Origin of the sequence: Pseudomonas fluorescens group sp., assembly GCF_020093335.1 — a bacterium.
Lineage (GTDB): Bacteria > Pseudomonadota > Gammaproteobacteria > Pseudomonadales > Pseudomonadaceae > Aquipseudomonas > Aquipseudomonas petroselini.
Window position 1 is genome coordinate 46,668 of the sequence record NZ_JAIOKW010000023.1, and the last position, 20,380, is coordinate 67,047.

A 20,380-nucleotide genomic window follows, 5' to 3' on the forward strand; every position below is an offset into this window, starting at 1 on the left:
TCACACACTGCAGACTTTTAATAAAACAGGAGTTACTCGTATGAAGAAGTTCGCTCTCGCTACTGCAACTGCTACCGCTCTGACCCTGGCTATGGCTAACGTAGCCTTCGCACAGAATTCCCAGGCGCCAATGACCCTGGCAGCCGGTGAAGTCACCAAGGCAAAAGAATCGACTTCTGACACTTGGATCACCACCAAAGTTAAAGCTGATCTGCTGACCGAAAAAGGCATTCCGGGTTCGGACATCAAGGTTGAAACCAACAAAGGTGTGGTTTCCCTGTCCTCGGAAGTCGCTATCTCGGATGCGCAAAAAGCGACTGCTGTTGCCATCACCAAGAAAATTAAAGGTGTGACTGCCGTTTCTGCTGACGGCCTGATGGCTGGCGGCGCTACCAAGGCTGACAACATCGACAAAACCAAAGGCGCAGCGGCTAACGCCAAAGAGTCGACCTCCGATACTTGGATCACTACCAAAGTAAAAGCTGATCTGGTAACCGAGAAAGGCATTCCTGGCACCGACATCAAAGTCGAGACCAACAAAGGCGTAGTTTCCCTGTCTTCGACTGCAGCAGTCACCGAAGCTCAGAAAACTACCGCGGTGAATATCACCAAGAAAATCAAAGGCGTCAAAGCTGTATCGGCCGACGGCCTGAAAGCAGAGTAACGCTCAATAATTCGTCTGAACTAGGCGGCGGCGGCGCGTGAGTTAGATATCCACTCAATGCACCTCTAAGGTTCATGCGACCGACCACACGGATGTGGTCATTACAGGCCCCGGCACTTGTGCTGGGGCCTGTTCTATTGTGGACTGGAACACAATCGCAAGGTCAGCCGATAACAACTGTGGGAGCCAGCTCCCACCGTTGCACAGGTGTCGCTCAGGCGTTACTCGGCATCCAGGTGCATCGGTGTCACGACCCGACCATCCTTCTCGGCCTGGCCCAGGTTGGCATCGATGAAGTACACCCGGTCATCTTCCAACTTCCCTTTGTCGACCAGGTAGTCCTTGATGGTGCTGGCCCGGTCCTGACCCAACTGGCGCAGCAGTACATCACTTGTGCTCCAGAACTTGATCACGCCGTCCTTGAGCTTCGCTGTGCGCTCATCACGGCTAAGGTCTTTCCACTCCGCCGGCGGTTGCTGTTTCAGACGGGTGCGGTAGATGCCTTCCAGCAAGGGCGCTTTTTCACTTTCCGGTACTTCCACCAAGGAAGCCTGGGCCGGAACCTTGTCGCCACGGCGCTGGAGCATCTTGTAGTAGTTGTATTGGTATTCGCGCTCCAGACGCTGTGCGGCGAGAAGTGGGCCATCGCTGCTGGCAGCGGCGGTACCTTCGATTTCCAGGCGCAGGGTAGGGCGCTCTTTCAGCGCGTTGGCCAGCTTATTCAACGCACCCTCAGCGTCTTTGTTCAACTCGCTGGAACCTGCGGCGAACGACACATTCCCCAGGTCTTCCGATCCCCCACCCGTCACCAACCCCCCGATAAACTTGAAGGGCGCTGTCGCCGCACGCACTACCAGGTTACGCAGGGTCTGCCAGACGATCGGCATTACGCTGAATTGCGGGTTATTCAGGTCGCCGGTCACCGGCAGTTCGATGGAGATCTTGCCGTCGGAGTCCTTCAGCAGGGCGATTGCCAGGCGAATCGGCAAGTCCACGGCATCGGCGCTGTCAACTTTCTCACCCAGTTGCAGCTGTTCAACCACCACTTTGTTCTCAGCCTTCAATTGGCCCTTGGTGATCACGTAGTGCAGGTCGAGATTCAGACGCCCCTTACGGATCCGGAACCCCGCGAACTTACCGGAATAGGGGGTCAGGGTGGTCAGCTCGACACGTTTGAAGCTGGTGGCGATATCCAGCGCTGCCATAGGATCAAACGGGTTCACGCTGCCTTTGATGGTCACCGGCGCATACCGGTCCACCTTGCCCTTGATATCGACGCTGGCCGGCTTGGCCTGGCGACTGTCGATCGTGCCGATCTGCCCGTTGAGCTGTTGAATGGCCGTGGCGAAGTTGGGTGTGAGGCTGAAGTCAGCAAAGTTGGCCGAACCGTCATTGATCGCAATTTGCCCGATACGAATGCCCAAGGGCTTGTCTTTGCTGGCGGGCTTGGCGCTCTTGTCGGCTTGTTGCGGTATCAACAGGTCATCCACGTTGGTGGTGCGGTCATCATTGATCATGAAGCGCGCATACGGCTGCAGCAGGTTGACCTTGTCAATCGACAGACTGTCGCCGTGTTGATAGTTCACACCTTCCAGCACCAGGCGCTGCCATTTGACGAAGTCGCGGGTCTTGAGGGTGTCCAGCGTGTGCAACTGGTCGATCTGTGCCCGGCCAGTGACTTGCAGTTTCAATGGGGCAGTGCTTTTCAGGTTTACATCGAGGGCGCTGCCGAGCATGCCGCTGCGCAGTTCCAGGCGGATGAACGGGCTGATATAGGACTGGGCAACTCGCAGGTCGATGTCTTGGGTGTTCACTTTGAGCTTGGCGCTGACCGGGTTGAGGTTGACTTCGCCGGTCGCCTGGAGCTTGCCTTGCTTGCCCAGGCCGGTGTCGACTTTCAAGGTGAACGGGCTCTGGTTGAGGCTATCGAAGTTCTGCATATCGACGTTCAGCGGGCCCACTTCCAACGCGACCGCCGGCTTGGCCTGACGGTCAGCCAGGTGCACCTGGTAATTGCGCAGTTGCACGTCCTTGAGCAGCACTTGCCACGGTTTGCTTGGCGCGGCGGGCGCGGGTTTTGGCGAGTCGGCAGTGGCCGGTGCGGTCGCAGGCTCCGGCGCCTTGGCGGGTTTACTCGGTTGGCCGGCGAACAGCTTTTGCCAGTCCAGTTGCCCGTCCGCCTCAAGCGCCGCCCAGGTTTCCAGTTTGTTGCTGCGGATCTTGCCGACGACCACCTGCTGCTTGGCCAGGTCCACGGTGGTCTCGCTGACGTCCAGGCGCTCCAGGCGTACCAATGGGCGGCCGTCGGGGGCCTTGATGGAGAACGGTGCGATGCTGGCGGCGGTGTTGGTCAGCTTCAGTTCGGTCTCTTTGGCCAGGCTGAACGTGTACTCGGTGCTGAAGTTGAGCACGCCGTCTTCAAGCACCAGTGGCAGCGCGTCACGTACGTAGGGCCACCAGGCTTTCATCTTGCCGCCAGTGACCTTCAACGTACCTTCGGAGGTGATCGGCACCAGGCTGAAATTGCCTTTCCAGTCGATCTGCCCACCTTCAGGGCCTGCCGCGACCAAGGTCATGTCGGCATTGTCTTCTGGCAGGGTGCTGAGGTTCTTCAACTCGAAGTCGAGTGTGTCGTAGAGGAATTCGATAGGCTCGCTGGGGCGTAAATCCTGGAAGTGCACGTAGCCGGCCGCCAGCTTGATGCTGTCGATACGCAACGGAAACGGCTTGGCATCCGGATCGGTCGGGGTGGGCTCACTGGGTGGCAGCTTGAACAACTGCGCCAGATTCAACTGGCCGGACTTGTCGAACAACAGCTCGGTCTTGGGCTTGTCCAGTTGTATATCAGCGAGGTGCAAGGCGCGGGTCCAGAGACTGTCGATCTGCAGGTTGGCATAGAGGCGTTCGAAACCTACCTGCTCCTTGCCGGGCTCACCGATTTGCAGGCCCCAGGCCGTCACTTCCAGGCTGAACGGATTGAACTCGATCCGTTCGATCCGCGCCGGCACCGTGGCGTAATTCGCCAACTGCTGGTTGGCGATACGAAGCGCAATACCGGGGAGAATCAGAAAGCCCAGTAAGCTGTACAGGGCAAGGGCAGTCAACAAGGCGCCAGCGGCGCGGATCAATCCTTTGGGCATGGGGCGGCGCCATCTATGTCATACAGGAGTGCCTTGGAGTATGGCACGGGTTTTCGGTTCCGAAGAGCCGGGCCTTTGGGAAAGGTCTTACAGTTGAAGTATCAGGGTTTTCAGGGGGGGCTGTTGATCCTGTGAGGGAAAGTCCACTCCGGGCGTCATGATTTTGCAGTCGCGCACCGGTCGGCCGGCTTTTTCAGCGCAACGCAGTACCTGCTCGCGCCAATCCTCCATGCTGACTTTTGCCAGGTTGTTGCAGCAGATCAGCACGCCATTTTCAGCCGTGGCAAGTAGCGCGGGTTTGAGCAGGCTCTGATAGTCGCGCAGCAGGTCGACGGTACCGAATGCGCTCTTGGCCCAGGCCGGAGGGTCAAGCAAAACCAGGTCGTATTGACGTTGCTCCAGGCGCGGATAGCTCGGCAGTTTCTGCCCACGCCGCTGGGTGATCGGCAGGCCGGCCAGTTGGCGAATGGCCGGGAAGTAGTCGGATTGTACGAACTCCATGGTGGGCAATTGCGGGTTGAGCAGGCCATTTTCGCGACCGACCGCCAGGTTGCCCTCGGCAAAGTCCAGGTTGCACACCTCACGCGCACCGCCGGCAGCCGCGCTCAGCCCCACGCCGCAGGTGTAGGCGAACAGGTTCAGCACGCTTTTGCCGGCGCTGTGCGCCTTGACCCAGCCACGGGTATTGCGCAGGTCAAGGAACAGCAGTGGGTCCTGCCCGGCATGGCGCCCGCGCACGCGGTAATTGAGGCCCCACTCGTGTCCAACCAGGTCTTCCAGCGCGGCGGGCTCGGCACGGTATACCGTGTCTTCGCGGTCGATGCGCGAATTGCCACGGGAACGGTCGTTGTACACCAGCAGCAATTCCAGCCCCATGGACTGGTTGATCTGTTGATGCAGGTCCAACAGCGCTTCGGTTTGCAGGGATTGGTGGAAGCTCTGCACCAGCAATTGCGGGCCGTAGCGGTCGATGGTCAGGCCGCCGGCGCCTTCCTGGCTGCCGTGGAACACGCGGTAGCAGTCGGTGCCCTGGGCGTGCAACTCGCTGATCAGGTCTTGGCGATGATCGAGGGCGGCGCGCAGCGCCTGATTCAAGGAAGACATGGAGCGCGCCTTGCTGGGGAATTGAGGGCGCGAAGTTTAACAGCTATGCGCCGTCGCCTACATCAACCCCATCCGCCGATGGGCGCGTTGTACCGAACCGTTGCGCATGGCCCAACGCAGCATCGGCGCACTGCGTTTGACCCCGGCTCGGATCATCTGGCGTTGCAGCGGGCTCTGGTGCTGTCCAAGCATGGCGCTGGCCCAATCCGGCAGCAGGTCGATCCCGGCTTGCATCATCAAGGCGCCAAAAGGTTTGGCCAGCGTACTGGGAGAGGGCGCATTCAGCAGCAAACGCAGGACCTCGCGGCTGCGATCGTCGCACAGCAGTTGTGGACGAATACGTGCCAGATAATCCGAAATTTCCTGCCGCGAGCGCGGAACATGCCGTGCGCCCAGCCGCTCGGCCACCAAGGCAATTTCACTGTAGTAACGGTCCTGGTCCCGGCCTGAGAGGTGTGGGTTGCGATACCGTAAGTGGGCGGCCAGGAAGTGACTGACTTCCGCCACATGCACCCAGGTCAGCAGTTCCGGATCGCTGGCCGCATAGGGCCGACCATCCGGCGCATGGCCGACCACCTGCAAATGAATGGTACGGACCTTTTCGATCAGCCATTCGGCGTCTTTGCGCGAGCCAAAGGTCGTGCCCGAGATGAACTGCGAGGTACGCCGTAAGCGCCCGAGCATGTCCTGGCGAAAGTTCGAATGGTCCCATACACCCGCCAGGGCCAAGGGGTGCAAGGCCTGCAGCATCAAGGCGCTGATGCCGCCGACGAGCATGCTGGTGAAGTCGCCATGGACTTGCCAACTCACCGAGTCAGGCCCGAACAGGCCTGGGTCACCCTTGGGGTTTTCCAGGTCCAGTTGGCCCAGCGACAGGCCGGTGAGGCTCATCAACTGGGTTTCGATACGGCTGCGAATAAATTCCATGGCGACGTGGGATTTCCTATCGGTTCAGGCGCTTGTCGATCAAGCCCTCTACGACGCTCGGGTCAGCCAGGGTCGACGTGTCGCCGAGGCTGTCGAGTTCGTTGCAGGCGATCTTGCGCAAAATCCTGCGCATGATCTTGCCGGAGCGGGTCTTGGGCAAGGCCGGTGCCCATTGAATCAGTTCCGGCTTGGCGAAGCTGCCAATTTCCTTGCTGACCAATTCCAGCAAATGTTTTTTTAACGCGTCGCTGGGCTCCACGCCATTCATGGGCGTGACAAAGGCATAAATGCCCTGGCCTTTGACGTCATGGGGGTAGCCCACCACGGCGGCTTCGGCGACCTGGTCGTGCAATACCAGGGCGCTCTCGACCTCGGCGGTGCCGATACGGTGACCGGACACGTTGATCACATCGTCGATGCGTCCGGTGATCCAGTAGTCACCGTCTTCATCGCGCCGCGCACCGTCACCGGTGAAGTAGTAGCCGGGGTAGGGTTTGAAGTAGGTGTCGATCATCCGCTGCGGATCGCCGTACACACTGCGGATCTGCCCCGGCCAGCTCGCTTTGATCGCCAGCACGCCACTGCCGGCGCCGCTGAAGGCCTTGCCGTGTTCATCCAGTAACACGGGCTGTACGCCGAACATGGGCTGGGTTGCACAGCCCGGCTTGATCCGTTGCGCGCTGACCAAGGGGCTGAGCATGATGCCGCCGGTTTCGGTCTGCCACCAGGTGTCGACAATCGGGCAGCGTTGTTCGCCCACGGCGTTGAAGTACCAATCCCAGGCTTCTGGGTTGATCGGTTCGCCGACGCTGCCCAGCAGGCGCAGGCTGGCGCGGGACGTGTTCTCCAGCGGGCCATGGCCCTCACGCATCAATGCACGCAAGGCCGTGGGCGCGGTGTAGAAAATATTGACCTTGTGCTTGTCGATCACCTGCCAGAAGCGCGAACTGTCCGGGTAGCTCGGCACCCCTTCAAACATCAGCGAGGTCGCGCCATTGGCCAGCGGGCCGTACACGATGTAACTGTGGCCGGTGACCCAGCCCACATCGGCGGTGCACCAGAACACTTCGCCGTCGCGGTAGTCGAGCACGTACTTGAAGGTCATCGCTGCTTGCAGCAGGTAGCCCCCGGTGGTGTGCAACACGCCCTTGGGTTTGCCGGTGCTGCCGGAGGTGTAGAGGATGAACAGCGGGTCTTCAGCGTCCATCGGCTCGGGCGGGCAGTCGTCGCTGGCGGCGTCCAGGGCTTGTCGATACTTGATGTCGCGGTCTTTCACCCAGATCAGGTCAGCCCCCGTGCGCTCCACCACCAGCACGGTGCTGACGTTGGGGCAACTGGCCAGGGCTTTGTCGACATTTTGTTTCAACGCCACCGGCTTGCCGCCGCGTACGCCTTCGTCGGCGGTGATCACGGTGCGGCAGTCCGCGTCGAGAATGCGATCACGCAGGGCGTCCGGTGAGAACCCGCCAAACACCACGGAGTGCACGGCGCCAATCCGCGTGCAGGCAAGCATGGCGTAGGCGGCTTCCGGGATCATCGGCATGTAGATGCACACCCGGTCGCCTTTTTTCACGCCACGGCTTTTCAGTACATTGGCCAGGCGGCTGACGTTCTGGTGCAGCTGGCGGTAAGTGATTGTGGAAGATTTCGCAGGATCATCGCCTTCCCAGATGAAGGCTGGCTGATCGGCGCGTTGCCCCAGGTGACGGTCGATGCAGTTGTAGCTGACGTTCAGTTGCCCGCCGGCAAACCATTGGGCGGCGCCGGTGTTGATGTCTGAGCGATGAACCGTGTGCCAAGGGGTTATCCAGTCGAGAAAGGCCTTGGCCTGTTCAGCCCAGAAGGTATCCGGCTGTTCGATGGATTGGCGGTAGAGGCGCTGGTAGTCCTCTTGACTGAGTTGCGCAGCCCGGCGGACGGCATCGGCGGTGGGAAACGTGCTGATATCGAACATGAGCGATCCTTATTCTTGTTTTAGCCACAAGTCATAAAGATGCACCCTGCAGGGGGAGGGTTCAAGGCCAACCTCCAAACGGACGTTGGCCCTGCAATACCTGTATCAGCCGCGGTGACGACCGCGGAAGTAGTTGATCAGGCCCTGGGTCGAAGCGTCCTCGGCCGAGGTTTCTTCGGCGCCGGTCAGGCGGTTGTAGACGCCTTTGCCCAGCTCTTTGCCCAGTTCCACGCCCCATTGGTCGAAGGCGTTGATGCCCCAGATCACGCTCTGCACGAACACTTTGTGCTCATACATGGCGACCAGTGCCCCCAGGCGACGCGGGCTGATGCGCTCGACCACGAGGGTGTTGCTCGGACGGTTGCCCGGGATCACCTTGTGCGGTGCCAGCTTCTGCACTTCGTCTTCCGGGATGCCTTTGTCGCGCAGCTCGGCTTCGGCTTCGACGCGGGTCTTGCCGAGCATCAGCGCCTGGCTCTGGGACAGGCAGTTGGCGTACAGCCACTGATGGTGGTCGGACACCGGGTTGAAGCTGACGATCGGCACGATGAAGTCGGCCGGGATCAGTTGGGTCCCCTGATGCAGCAACTGGTGGTAAGCGTGCTGGCCGTTGCAACCCACGCCACCCCAGATCACCGGGCCGGTATCGGTAGCGACGGGCGTACCGTCCTGGCGAACGCTCTTGCCGTTGGATTCCATGTCCAGCTGTTGCAAGTGCTTGGTGATGTTACGCAGGTAGTGGTCGTACGGCAGGATCGCGTGGCTCTGCGCACCCCAGAAGTTGCCGTACCACACGCCCAGCAAGCCCAGCAGCACCGGCATGTTGGCTTCGAATGGGGCGTTCTGGAAATGCTGGTCCATGGTGTAGGCACCGGACAGCAGTTCCTTGAAGTTGGACATGCCGATCGCCAGGGCGATGGGCAAGCCGATGGCCGACCACAGTGAGTAACGGCCGCCGACCCAGTCCCACATCGGGAAGATGTTTTCTTCGCGGATACCGAAGGCCACGGCTGCCGCGTTGTTGCTGGATACGGCGATGAAGTGACGATACAACTCGGCTTCCGAGCCACCCTGAGCCAGGTACCAGGCGCGGGCGGCCTGGGCGTTTTTCAGGGTTTCGAGGGTGTTGAAGGATTTTGACGAGACGATAAACAGCGTGGTCTCGGCGCGCAGCTTCATGGTCAGCTCGTGGAACTCGCTGCCGTCGATGTTCGCCAGGTAATGGCAGCGCACGCCTTTATGGGCGTAGGACAACAACGCTTCGGAGACCAGTTCCGGGCCGAGGAACGAGCCACCGATACCGATGTTCACCACGTCGGTGATCGGCTTTTCGGTGTAGCCACGCCACAGGCCATCATGGATGCGGCCGACCAGGTCAGTGATCTGGTTCAGCACCTTGTGCACGTCCGGCATGATGTTCACGCCGTTCACCGACAGCTTGTCACCCACCGGACGGCGCAGAGCGGTGTGCAGCGCTGGGCGACCTTCGGAAGAGTTGACGGGCTCGCCGGCATACAGCGAATTGATCGCGTCTTTCAGGCCGACTTCTTTGGCCAGGCCCACGAGGAGGTCACGGGTTTCGCTGGTGATCAGGTTTTTCGAGTAATCGAGGAAAAGTCCGCAGCTGCTCAAGGTGAACTGGGAGAAACGCTGAGGATCGGCATTGAATGCTTCGCGCATGCTGAAATCCTGCATGGCTTGGCGATGTTGATTGAGCGCTTGCCAGGCGGGCAGAGCGGTAACGTCATGAGGAGTGCGGTAGTACGCCATCGCTGCGGGTTTCCTTTTATTACGGGGACTGCCTTTAGGACACTTTTAAGCCCGGAACGTCCAGTCTTTTATCAAGCAATGGGTTCCGGACAGCGCTAACCATAGCGCAGGGCGATTACATTAAACCTAGCGTGTCGATATGTCTTGGCTTTGTCTGCGCTCAGGCCGGTACTTTTTTATACCGGCACTTTTTATTTCCGCAGCAAGGAGGGGTCAGTCGAGGGTCAGGTGCAGGTTGTCGATGAGGCGGGTGGCCCCCAGATAAGCGGCTACCAGGATCACGATATCGCGGTCCTCGGGCGTGGCGGGGCGCAAATGCACGCCCTGGCGTACTTCAAAGTAGTCCAGGCGCAACCCGGCAGCTTCGATCTGCTGGACCTGTTCGGCACGCAGCTTGGCGAAGTCGTGATCACCGGCTTTGATCGCTGCGCCAATCTGGCTGAGGCTGCGGTACAGCACCGGGGCAATGGCCCGCTGCTCATCGGTGAGGTAGCCATTGCGCGACGACAGTGCGAGGCCGTCGTCGGCGCGCACGGTGGGTTCGCCGATGATCTGGATGGGCATGTTCAGGTCGTGGACCATGGCGCGGATCACCGCCAGTTGCTGGTAATCCTTCTGGCCAAACACGGCCATGTCCGGCTGGACCATGTTGAACAGCTTGCTGACCACCGTCGCCACGCCTTCGAAGTGCCCTGGACGGCTGGCGCCGCACAGGCCTTCAGACAGTTGCGGCACGCTGACGCGGGTCTGGCCGGTCATGCCGCCGGGGTACATTTCCTCGACGGTGGGCGCGAACAGCAGGTTGCAGCCGGCTTGCAGCAGCTTTTCCTGGTCGGCGGCGAGGGTGCGTGGGTACTTGTCCAAGTCTTCGCCCGCGCCAAACTGCAGCGGGTTGACGAAGATGCTCGCCACCACGAAGTCGGCCTGTTGGGCGGCCTTGGTCACCAGGGTGGCATGGCCGCTGTGCAGGTTGCCCATGGTGGGCACAAAGCCAATGCGCTTGCCGGCGCTGCGGGCGTGCGTTACGGCTGCGCGCAGTTCACGTACGGTTTTTACGGTGTTCATGCAGAGAATCCGTGTTCGGCGCCAGGGAAGGTCACGCCTTTGACTTCAGCGACGTAGGCGCTCAATGCGTCGTGGATGCTGGCTTGGCCGGTCATGAAGTTTTTCACGAACTTCGGCACGCGACCGGTGATCGACAGGCCGAGCATGTCGTGCAACACCAGTACCTGGCCATCGGTGGCGGAACCCGCGCCAATACCGATCACCGGCACTTTCACGGCCTGGGTGATTTCTGCCGCCAGTTCGCTTGGCACGCATTCGAGCAGGATCATTGCCGCGCCGGCTTGTTCCAAGGCGATGGCATCGGCGCGCATCTGGCGCGCCTGGGCCTCATTACGGCCCTGTACCTTGTAGCCGCCGAGGAGGTTCACCGACTGTGGTGTCAGGCCCATGTGCGCGCACACCGGCACGCCGCGCTCAGCCAGCAGGCGGATCGACTCGGCAAGCCACACCGCACCTTCGACTTTGATCATGTGCGCACCGGCTTGCATCAGCTTGCCGGCATTCTGGAAGGTCTGTTCAAGCGTCGCGTAACCCATGAACGGCAGGTCGGCGATGATGAAGGCGCCATCGTTGCCACGCTTGACGCTGGCGGTGTGGTACGCAAGTTCATCGGTGGTGACGGGCAGGGTGCTGTCATTCCCTTGAAGAACCATGCCCAGGGAGTCGCCCACCAGCAGCACTTCAATCCCGGCCTGGCAGCTGGCGTGGGCGAAGGTGGCGTCATAGCAGGTCAGCATGGTGATTTTTTCACCTTTGAGCTTGAGGCTCTGCAAGGTGGTCAGGGTAATGTCTGGCATGAAAAGGGTCCTCGTTCAGGCGCTTGGAAACAGCGAGTAACGCGCGTGAGTCTTCGTTTATACAGGCGCACTGTCTTGAGAGCAGTGCTTATAAGGCCTGGATTGCGCCCTTTAGCGCCGGGTTGGCGGCAGCGGGACGCCTATAGTCGTGAGGAGGACACGGGAAGTCAATTGGATGTGTTACCGCATTGTTACGATGGCGGTGTTACCGCTGTTACTGACGCGATTCAGCAACTTGAGCCCCGTTTTCACGTCACAGGAGATCAACATGTGGGCGCTGGCTGAGTCAGTCCTGAGGAAGGCGTTCCAGGCCGATAAACGGGCAAGCGGCCAGCAAGTCGCGCAGGGTTTGGCCGTCAGGCAATGACAGGGTGGCGGGCGCCAGTTCCGCCAGCGGGTACAGTACAAACGCACGCAGGTGCATCTGGTAATGGGGCACCTTGAGGCGTGGCTCGTCGATCAGGTGATCGCCAAACAGCAGGATATCCAGGTCGAGCGTGCGCGGTCCCCAGCGCTCCAGGCGTTCGCGGCCCTGGTCGTTTTCGATGGCTTGCAGCGCATCCAGTAACTCAAGGGGCGCGAGGCTGCTGTCCAGGGCGGCCACCGCATTGGTATAGCGCGGCTGGCCCGGGAGCAGAGAGTCACTTTGATAAAAGGCGGAGACACCGGCGACGGTGGTGCCTGGCAATTGCGCCAGCGCTTCAATAGCACTGCGCAATTGCTGATCCGGGGCAGCCAGGTTGCTGCCCATGCCGATGTAGATGCGTCCCACGTTTATTCGCCTGCAGCGCCCGAGGCATCAGCGGCACTGCGCTTGCGCTTGGTACCACTGCGGCGACGCTTCTTCGGCCCAGCGCCTTCGCCGTCGCCTTTGCTGCCGAGGTCACGGATCATGTCGCGGCGCTCGCTGTCATTGGCATCCTGGTAGTCGGTCCACCATTCGCCCAGGCCGTCGGTTTGCTCGCCAGCGCTTTCGCGCAGCAGCAGGAAGTCATAGCCTGCGCGGAAGCGGGGGTTGTCCAGGAGCAGGTCAGCACGTTTGCCGCTACGGCGCGGCAGGCGTTCCTGCATGTCCCAGATCTCGCGGATCGGCATGGTGAAGCGTTTCGGGATTGCGATGCGTTGGCACTGCTCGGCGATCAGCTCATGCGCGGCTTCCTGCATGGCCGGAATCGGTGGCATGCCACGGTCTTGCAGGCGCAGTACGCGTTTTGGCAGGGCTGGCCACAGCAGGGCGGCAAACAGGAACGCCGGGGTCACCGGTTTGTTCTGCTTGATGCGCAGGTCAGTGTTGATCAGTGCTTCGCTGATCAGGGTGTGGGTGTACGTGGGGTTGTATTCCAACGCCTCGGCGCTGGCCGGGAACAGGGGATCGAACAGCTGCAGGTCCACCAGCATTTCAAAGGTGTCGGCGGCGTACCCCGAGAGGAACAGCTTGAGCACTTCTTCGAACAGGCGCGCTGAAGGGATCTCCCGCAGCATCGGTGCCAGTTCGCGAATCGGCGCAGCCGTGTGTTTCTCGATGCCGAAGTTCAGCTTGGCGGCAAACCGCACGGCCCGCAGCATGCGCACCGGGTCTTCCTGGTAGCGCTGGACCGGGTCGCCGATCAGGCGGATCAGGTTATTGCGAATGTCGTGTACGCCATTGGCGTAATCGAGAATGCGTTCGCTGACCGGATCGTAATACAGGGCGTTAATGGTGAAGTCGCGGCGCTGCGCGTCTTCTTCCAAGGTGCCGTAGACGTTGTCGCGCAAGATACGCCCGCTTTCGTTGCGGGAGGACTGGTTGGTGTCTTCCTCTTCATCGTTTTGCGGGTGGCCTGCACGGAACGTCGCGACTTCGATGATTTCGCGTCCGAAGTGGATATGCACCAACTTGAAGCGCCGACCGATGATACGCGCATTGCGGAATTCGGCGCGTACCTGCTCAGGCGTAGCGCTGGTGGCAACGTCGAAGTCCTTGGGCGTGATATTGAGCAGCATGTCACGCACGCACCCGCCCACCAGATAGGCCTGGTAACCGGCGTTCTGCAAACGCTCGACGATGTTCACTGCATAACGGCTGAATTGAGCACGTTGCAGCGAATGCTGGCTGCTGTTGAGCACTTCAGGCGTGCTGCGTTTGTGTTGCGTACGACGCAAGGGAGAACGGAATGACTGGAACAACTTCTTCAGCATGGGATGCACTGTTTGAAGGAATGTTCGGCCATAACGAAGAATGACCGCATGATGGGCCGGGATTCTAGCATTTAGTCAGGGGATGGTGTAGGAACAAGCTAAGGGCATTGCGCCATAAGCCTTTACGGTGATTCATGCCAGACAAATCCCGGAAACTACAAGGGGAGCCGAAGCTCCCCCAGAAGTAGTTGCGTGCTCTATTTTTATTATGGGTTGCGGGCTTCTTGTTTTTGTTGATCGCCCTCGCCATGAAGCTTCACCTTCATGGCACTCCCAATCGGGAGCCAAGAGCAAACGGATTGCTTTGGTCGCTGTGTTGCTGATCTACGATCCAACCAGTTCAGGCTCTGCCTTAGGGCAGTTTTTGTTGTTCTCGGCCTGGTTGCGGGGCAAGCCCCAAATGCAACGCCTCTCCAAAAGAATCAGTTAGCTGCGCCTCCGCCGTGTTGTTTTTGTTATGCGTGAGTCGATTCGTCTTATTTTTATTGTCTTGTACAAAGCTTGTTATTGTTTTTGTACTAAGCATATAGCAGGGTGCGTGCCAACTTTTGCGTCGCCCAGCAAAACCGGGAGGTTGAGGGGGTTTCGGGTTTTTGACGGACCAAAAAAAGCCGGGGCTTCGTTACCGTAAGCCCCGGCTTTTGTTACGCGAAATATCCGCGGTAACAGTTTTTTCACATCTGTGGGTGTTACCTGTGGGGGCGCACCCTCAACTCTCGCTGGCCACACCGGTCTTGCGCCGTGGAATACCCAGGCGCTGGCGGCGTTCCCATAAGCATTTGCGGCTCACGCCCAATTTGCGCGCCAGTTCGGTCTCGGTCATATGGTCCTGATGTTCCAGGACAAAATGCTGGAAGTAATCTTCCAGTGACAGATCTTCCGTTGGCTCATGGCTGGTATTGCTGCCGCCGCCGTGCTGTGGGGCCAGGCCGATGAAATCGTCCTCCTCCAGATCACTGAGCTCGATATCGATACCCAGCAGCTCGGCGGAAATTTCCGGGCTCTCCGACAGGATCACTGCCCGCTCGACCGCATTTTCTAGTTCCCGCACGTTACCCGGCCACGAGTAATGCCGAATGGCCTGCTCGGCGTCCGGGGCGAACTTCAGGTCGGTACGGTTGATGCGCGCGCTTTGGCGCAGCAGGAACGCGCTGGCGATCTCGTTGACGTCGGCACCACGTTCACGCAGGGCTGGCAGCTTGAGCGCGATCACGTGCAGGCGGTAGTACAAGTCTTCACGGAACTGGCCGATTTTGGCCAGGCTCTTCAGGTCACGGTGAGTGGCCGCGATCAGGCGCACATCGACCTTTTGCGACTGCACCGAGCCTACGCGGCGAATCTCACCTTCCTGTAGCACACGCAGCAAGCGCGCCTGGGCTTCCAGAGGCAGCTCACCGATCTCGTCGAGGAACAGCGTGCCGCCGTCCGCGGCCTCTACCAGGCCCGCACGCCCGGCGCTGGCGCCGGTGAATGCGCCTTTCTCGTGACCAAACAGTTCGGACTCGATCAGGGATTCAGGGATCGCCGCGCAGTTCACCGAGATCATCGGTGCCTTCGCACGCTTGGACAGGTTGTGCAGGGCGCGGGCCACCAGTTCTTTACCGGTGCCGGACTCGCCCTGGATCAATACATTGGAGTCGGTCGGCGCTACTTTGCGGATCTTGCTGTAGAGGTCCTGCATCGGCGGGCAGGAGCCGATGATGCCGATCTCGCCGTTGCTGTTGTCGACGCCTGGTTTATCGGCCGCTTTGCCTGCCGGGCGTTGCTCGACGGGCGCACTGCTGGCCGACTGGCGGTCACGCAGGATACGGGCCACGGCCTGAAGCATCTCGTCATGGTCGAAAGGCTTGGCGATGTAGTCCACCGCGCCCATCTTCATGGAGTCCACCGCCGAGCGCAGGCTGGCGTAGCTGGTCATGATCAGCACCGGGGTGCCCTGGCCAAGCTTGATCAACTCGGTGCCAGGCGCGCCGGGAAGGCGCAGGTCACTGACAATCAGGTCGAACGTGGGAATGCTGAAACGCTCCTGGGCTTCCTGCACCGAGCCGGCTTCGCTGACCTGGTACTGATTTCGTTCAAGCAGGCGACGCAAGGCAGAGCGGATAATGGTTTCGTCTTCGACGATCAAAATGTGCGGCATTGATTCAATTCTCTCGACGGTCTCAGTTCACAGCGGACGTCGCTTCGACATGACGCGGCAAGGTCACCCGAATACGGGTGCCGCGTTGGCTTTCGGTGTCAGCCGGGCTGTCGATGGTGATTTGTCCATAATGCTCTTCAACGATGGAATAGACCAGTGCAAGGCCCAGACCGGTACCTTCACCTGGGTCCTTGGTGGTGAAGAAGGGTTCGAACAATCGGTCCATGATGTTCTGTGGAATACCGCTACCTTCATCTTCGACGATCAGATCGACCGTATGTTCGAAAACCTCGGTCTTGACGCGTACCGCGCCACCGGCAGGCGTTGCATCGCGGGCGTTGGAGAGCAGGTTGATCAGCACTTGGGCCAGGCGTTGTGAGTCGCCGTCCACCCAGTGGTCGGGGTCGCACAAGTTGAAGAACTGTACTTCGAAATTGCGCCGGTTCAAGGCCAGCAGCCCAATGGCATCCTGCGCCACTTCGGCCAGGCACACCGCTTCATCTTGGTTCTGATGCCCGCCCGCGTGGGCAAAGCTCATCAGCGACTGCACGATGCGTGACACGCGCTTGGTCTGTTCGAGGATTTGCCCGCTGATCTCGATGATCTCGCCATCTTCCTCGCGCTCTTCGCGCAGGTTCTGCGCCAGGCACGCGATACCGGTGATCGGGTTGCCGATTTCATGGGCCACGCCCGCCGCCAGTCGGCCAATGCTGGCCAGACGCTCGGAATGCACCAGCTTGTCTTCGAGCATCTGGGTTTCGGTCAGGTCTTCCACCAGTAACACCAGGCCGCTGTTACCGGGCGCCAGGGGCTCGTCGATAGCGGCTTTGTGCAGGTTGAGCCAACGGGTTTGGCCGTCGAGGGCCAGATGCTGCTTGTGCAAGTGCTCGTCGGGCAGATTGATGAACCCTTGCAGCAATTCTTTCCACGGATCGCCCAAGGTATTGAGGCGTGAACCGACCACGCGCTGCGCTGCGATACCGGTGAGTTCTTCCATGGCCTTGTTCCACATCAGGATCTCTTGATCCTTGGCCAGCGAGCACACGCCCATCGGCAATTCTTGCAGGGTCTGGCGGTGGTAGCGGCGCAGGGCATCGAGTTCGGCGGCGAGGCCCGTGAGGCGTGAGTGGTAATCCTCGAGCCGGCTCTCGATGAAATGGATGTCTTCGGTCACGTAGTTTTCGCCGCCGGCCTTGTAGGGCAGGAAAGTTTCCACCATGTCCTGGGACACACTGGGTCCCATCAAACCGGACAGGTTGGCTTCGATACGGTCGCGCAGACGCCGCAGCGCGTAAGGGCGCCGCTCGTCGAACGGCAAGTAGAGATCGCGCAGCGCTTGTTCGACCTCCTTTTGTGCGGCTTTGGCACCCAAAGGCTTGGCCAGTTGCGTGGCGAACTCCTGGGGTGAGGCGGCATGCAATTCACGGCGTTGCGGGCGGCGCACGTTGTCCACCGCGCAGGCTTCGGCGGCGCTGGTTTCTTCGGGGCTGGCATTGGTGAACAGCGAGATCAGCGTGAACATCAAGACGTTGGCGGCCAGGGACGCAATCGCCGCCATGTGCCAGCTGGTGTCATCCAGCACGTAGATCATGTTCAGCAATGGGATGTAGAAGCCCTGCAGATTACCGACCAGCGGCAGCAGCATGGTCACGATCCACACCAGGATCCCCGCCAGCAAGCCGGCGATAAAGCCACGGCGATTGGCGGTCGGCCAGTACAGCACCGACAGCACGCCCGGCAGGAACTGCAAGGTGGCGACAAACGCGACGATACCCAGGTTGGCCAGGTCTTGCCCGGCGCCCAGCAACAGGTAGAACCCGTAGCCGGCCATGATGATCGCGACGATCAGCGCGCGCCGCGTCCATTTCAGCCAGCGGTAGATGTTGCCCTCGGCCGGCGGCTGGTACAGCGGTAGCACCAGATGGTTGAGCGCCATGCCCGAGAGCGCCAGGGTCGTGACGATGATCAGCCCGCTGGCGGCTGACAAACCACCGACGTACGCCAGCAAAGCCAACGCCGGGCTGTTGGCGGCAATGCCGATGCCGAGGGTGAAGTATTCCGGGTTAGTGGTGGCGCCCAGTTTCAGGCCTGCCCACAGGATCAGTGGCACCGCCAGGCTCATCAACAGCAGGAACAGCGGCAAACCCCAGCTGGCGCTGACCAGCGAGCGCGGGTTGAGGTTCTCGGTAAAGGTCATGTGATACATGTGTGGCATCACGATCGCCGAGGCGAAGAACACCAGCAGCAGCGTGCGCCATGGGCCCTCTTGCAGCGGCGTGTGCAGGGCGGCGAGGGCGGTCTGGTTTTGCAGCAACCAAAGCTCAAGCTGCTGCGGGCCGTCGAACACGCCGTAAAGTGCATAAAGGCCGACACCGCCGATGGCGATCAGCTTGATCACGGACTCGAAGGCAATTGCAAACACCAGGCCTTCGTGTTTCTCGCGAGTGGCGATATGGCGTGAACCGAAGAAAATCGTGAACAGCGTAATCAACGCGCAGAAAGCCAGGGCAACGCGGTGCTGCACCGGCTCACGGGTCAGGATGCTGATGGAGTCAGCCACCGCCTGGATTTGCAGGGCCAGCAACGGCAACACGCCGATCAGCATGAAAATGGTGGTCAGCGCGCCGGCCCAGGTGCTGCGAAAGCGGAAGGCAAACAGGTCGGCCAGGGATGACAGCTGATAGGTACGGGTGATTTTCAGGATCGGGTACAGCAACACCGGTGCCAGCAGGAACGCGCCGGACACCCCGAGGTAACTGGAAAGAAAGCCATAGCCGTATTGATAGGCCAGGCCCACCGTGCCATAGAACGCCCAGGCACTGGCGTACACGCCCAGGGACAAGGTGTAGGTCAACGGATGGCGAATGATCGCCCGCGGAATCATTCCGCGCTCACTGATCCAGGCCACCCCGAACAGCGCGGCCAGGTAGGCGGCACTGATCAGCAGCATCTGGGTGAGGCTAAAGCTCATCGGCATCTTTTTGGCTCTGCAGGATGAAAGTCACGACGATCAGGATCAGCCACAGCAGATAGGGGCGATACCAGGCGCCCGTGGCGTCGATCCACCAATCCATGATGGCGGGAGAAAACAGGTAGATCCCGACGACCAGCAGCAGGACCAATCGATAGATGTACATGTTGGCCTCTGATTGAAAAACTGCGGCGATGGTAACGGATGCCTGGCAAGCTGCAAGCGCCTTCAGCTCAATTGCGCTTCGGCCAGCGTGAGTGTGCGAGGTATCCGGCCGGCATCCCAGTGCTGGATGCCCCAGTCCAGCAGTTCTCGTGGGCTGGCGTGCAGCAACTCGTCGCCGGGTTGCTGGCCGAGGGCACGCAGGGCTCTCAATAGCAAAGGCGTGGCCTGGTCGGGTGTCAACGGCGGGGAACGGTAGGATTTGCCCAACTTGTTGCCGTCCGGCTGGATGATCAGCGGCACATGCAGGTAGCGCGGTTGGCGCAGGCCGAGCAGTTCCTGCAGGTAGAGCTGGCGTGGCGTGGAGTCGAGCAGGTCGGCGCCGCGCACGATATCGGTGACGCCTTGCCAGGCATCGTCGAGGACCACGGCCAGTTGATAGGCATACAGGCCGTCGCGGCGACGGATGACAAAATCGCCTACATCGCGGCCCAGGTGCTGTCGGAATTCGCCCTGGACGCGGTCGGTAAAGTGGTATTCCAGCTCCGGAACGCGTAACCGTATGGCGGCATCCTGCTGATCGTGTCCTGCATTGCGGCACAGCCCAGGGTAGATACCGTTGTAGGGTTCCAGCTGTTTACGTGAACAGGTGCACGCGTAGGCCAGGCCATGGTTGAACATATCGTTCAGCACTTTGGCGTAGGCATCATGCCGCTCGCTTTGTCGGACGAGTTCACCGTCCCATTCGAAACCGTAGCCTTCCAAGGCGTGGAGGATCGCTGCCTGGGCGCCCGGCTCTTCACGCGGTGGGTCAAGGTCCTCCATGCGCATCAGCCAGCGGCCTTGGTTTGCGCGGGCGTCGAGGTAGGAGGCGAGGGCGGCGACCAGGGAGCCAAAATGCAAATGGCCGCTGGGCGTGGGGGCGAAACGCCCGATATAGGTAGAGGCTGTCATGGGCCGGATACTACTGGAAATTCGGTAAACGCCAGAAACAAAAATGGGGCGTTTGCACGCCCCATTCGTTCAGTTCGGCAGGGATTACTTGCCGACCTGTTTTTCCTTGATTTCAGCCAAGGTCTTGCAGTCTACGCACAGGTCCGCGGTTGGGCGGGCTTCCAGGCGACGAATACCAATCTCGACGCCGCAGGATTCGCACCAGCCGTATTCTTCGTCTTCGATCAGTTGCAGCGTCTTGTCGATCTTCTTGATCAGCTTGCGTTCGCGATCACGGGCGCGCAGTTCAAGGGCGAACTCTTCTTCCTGGCTGGCACGGTCGGCCGGGTCCGGGAAGTTGGCGGCTTCGTCCTTCATGTGGTCAACGGTGCGGTCGACCTCTTGCATCAAGTCCTGCTTCCACTTTTTCAGGATATTGGTGAAGTGCTGGCGCATGGGCTTGCCCATGTACTCCTCACCCTTCGCTTCGACGTAAGGTGTGAAGCCACTGAGGCTCTGCTGCTGTTGCTTTGCTTGGGTGGACATGAATAGACCGCCTCTCACTCTTCTAATCC

15 protein-coding genes are annotated in these 20,380 nt (G+C 60.2%); 1 reads left to right on the forward strand and 14 read right to left on the reverse strand.

Annotated features, from left to right (window positions below):
- The first annotated feature begins 40 nt into the window (after positions 1 to 40).
- Positions 41 to 664 carry a BON domain-containing protein gene (locus K7431_RS21155; protein WP_015885914.1) on the forward strand — a complete coding sequence of 208 codons (624 nt, stop codon included), beginning with the start codon at positions 41 to 43 and terminating at the stop codon, positions 662 to 664.
- Between the two features lie 221 nt (positions 665 to 885).
- Here the strand turns inward: K7431_RS21155 and K7431_RS21160 are convergent, their stop codons facing one another.
- From K7431_RS21160 to dksA, 14 genes are all read right to left on the reverse strand, one after another.
- On the reverse strand, positions 886 to 3,804 hold the full coding sequence (locus K7431_RS21160; RefSeq protein ID WP_015885913.1) for a DUF748 domain-containing protein: 2,919 nt from the start codon (positions 3,802 to 3,804) through the stop codon (positions 886 to 888).
- A gap of 87 nt (positions 3,805 to 3,891) precedes the next feature.
- Complete coding sequence (locus K7431_RS21165; protein WP_015885912.1) at positions 3,892 to 4,908, reverse strand: class I SAM-dependent rRNA methyltransferase; 1,017 nt, start codon at positions 4,906 to 4,908, stop codon at positions 3,892 to 3,894.
- A gap of 57 nt (positions 4,909 to 4,965) precedes the next feature.
- Positions 4,966 to 5,835, reverse strand: a complete 870-nt coding sequence (locus K7431_RS21170) for an oxygenase MpaB family protein (RefSeq protein WP_015885911.1) — start codon at positions 5,833 to 5,835, stop codon at positions 4,966 to 4,968.
- A 16-nt stretch (positions 5,836 to 5,851) separates the two neighbouring features.
- The gene (acs, locus tag K7431_RS21175; RefSeq protein WP_015885910.1) at positions 5,852 to 7,789 is read right to left on the reverse strand and encodes an acetate--CoA ligase; all 1,938 of its coding nucleotides are present in this window, start codon (positions 7,787 to 7,789) and stop codon (positions 5,852 to 5,854) included.
- Positions 7,790 to 7,894: 105 nt separating this feature from the next.
- Positions 7,895 to 9,559 (reverse strand): glucose-6-phosphate isomerase, encoded by a 1,665-nt coding sequence (gene pgi / locus K7431_RS21180; RefSeq protein WP_015885909.1) that lies wholly within the window; start codon positions 9,557 to 9,559, stop codon positions 7,895 to 7,897.
- 213 nt (positions 9,560 to 9,772) lie between these two features.
- Complete coding sequence (gene panC / locus K7431_RS21185) at positions 9,773 to 10,624, reverse strand: pantoate--beta-alanine ligase (RefSeq protein WP_015885908.1); 852 nt, start codon at positions 10,622 to 10,624, stop codon at positions 9,773 to 9,775.
- Positions 10,621 to 11,421 (reverse strand): 3-methyl-2-oxobutanoate hydroxymethyltransferase, encoded by an 801-nt coding sequence (gene panB / locus K7431_RS21190; RefSeq protein WP_015885907.1) that lies wholly within the window; start codon positions 11,419 to 11,421, stop codon positions 10,621 to 10,623. Before panB ends, panC begins: the two co-directional genes overlap by 4 nt.
- Before the next feature lie 286 nt (positions 11,422 to 11,707).
- Positions 11,708 to 12,193: a 2-amino-4-hydroxy-6-hydroxymethyldihydropteridine diphosphokinase gene (gene folK / locus K7431_RS21195; protein ID WP_015885906.1), complete on the reverse strand. Its 486-nt coding sequence runs from the start codon at positions 12,191 to 12,193 to the stop codon at positions 11,708 to 11,710.
- A 2-nt stretch (positions 12,194 to 12,195) separates the two neighbouring features.
- Positions 12,196 to 13,599 carry a polynucleotide adenylyltransferase PcnB gene (locus K7431_RS21200; RefSeq protein WP_015885905.1) on the reverse strand — a complete coding sequence of 468 codons (1,404 nt, stop codon included), beginning with the start codon at positions 13,597 to 13,599 and terminating at the stop codon, positions 12,196 to 12,198.
- A 709-nt stretch (positions 13,600 to 14,308) separates the two neighbouring features.
- Positions 14,309 to 15,739, reverse strand: a complete 1,431-nt coding sequence (locus K7431_RS21205) for a sigma-54-dependent transcriptional regulator (RefSeq protein ID WP_015885904.1) — start codon at positions 15,737 to 15,739, stop codon at positions 14,309 to 14,311.
- Positions 15,740 to 15,761: 22 nt separating this feature from the next.
- On the reverse strand, positions 15,762 to 18,716 hold the full coding sequence (locus K7431_RS21210; protein WP_015885903.1) for a sensor histidine kinase: 2,955 nt from the start codon (positions 18,714 to 18,716) through the stop codon (positions 15,762 to 15,764).
- Positions 18,700 to 18,876, reverse strand: a complete 177-nt coding sequence (locus tag K7431_RS21215; protein WP_003176118.1) for a hypothetical protein — start codon at positions 18,874 to 18,876, stop codon at positions 18,700 to 18,702. Before K7431_RS21215 ends, K7431_RS21210 begins: the two co-directional genes overlap by 17 nt.
- Positions 18,877 to 18,938: 62 nt before the next feature.
- Positions 18,939 to 19,826: a tRNA glutamyl-Q(34) synthetase GluQRS gene (gene gluQRS / locus K7431_RS21220; RefSeq protein ID WP_015885902.1), complete on the reverse strand. Its 888-nt coding sequence runs from the start codon at positions 19,824 to 19,826 to the stop codon at positions 18,939 to 18,941.
- 84 nt (positions 19,827 to 19,910) lie between these two features.
- The gene (gene dksA, locus K7431_RS21225; RefSeq protein WP_043205898.1) at positions 19,911 to 20,351 is read right to left on the reverse strand and encodes an RNA polymerase-binding protein DksA; all 441 of its coding nucleotides are present in this window, start codon (positions 20,349 to 20,351) and stop codon (positions 19,911 to 19,913) included.
- Positions 20,352 to 20,380: the final 29 nt, after the last annotated feature.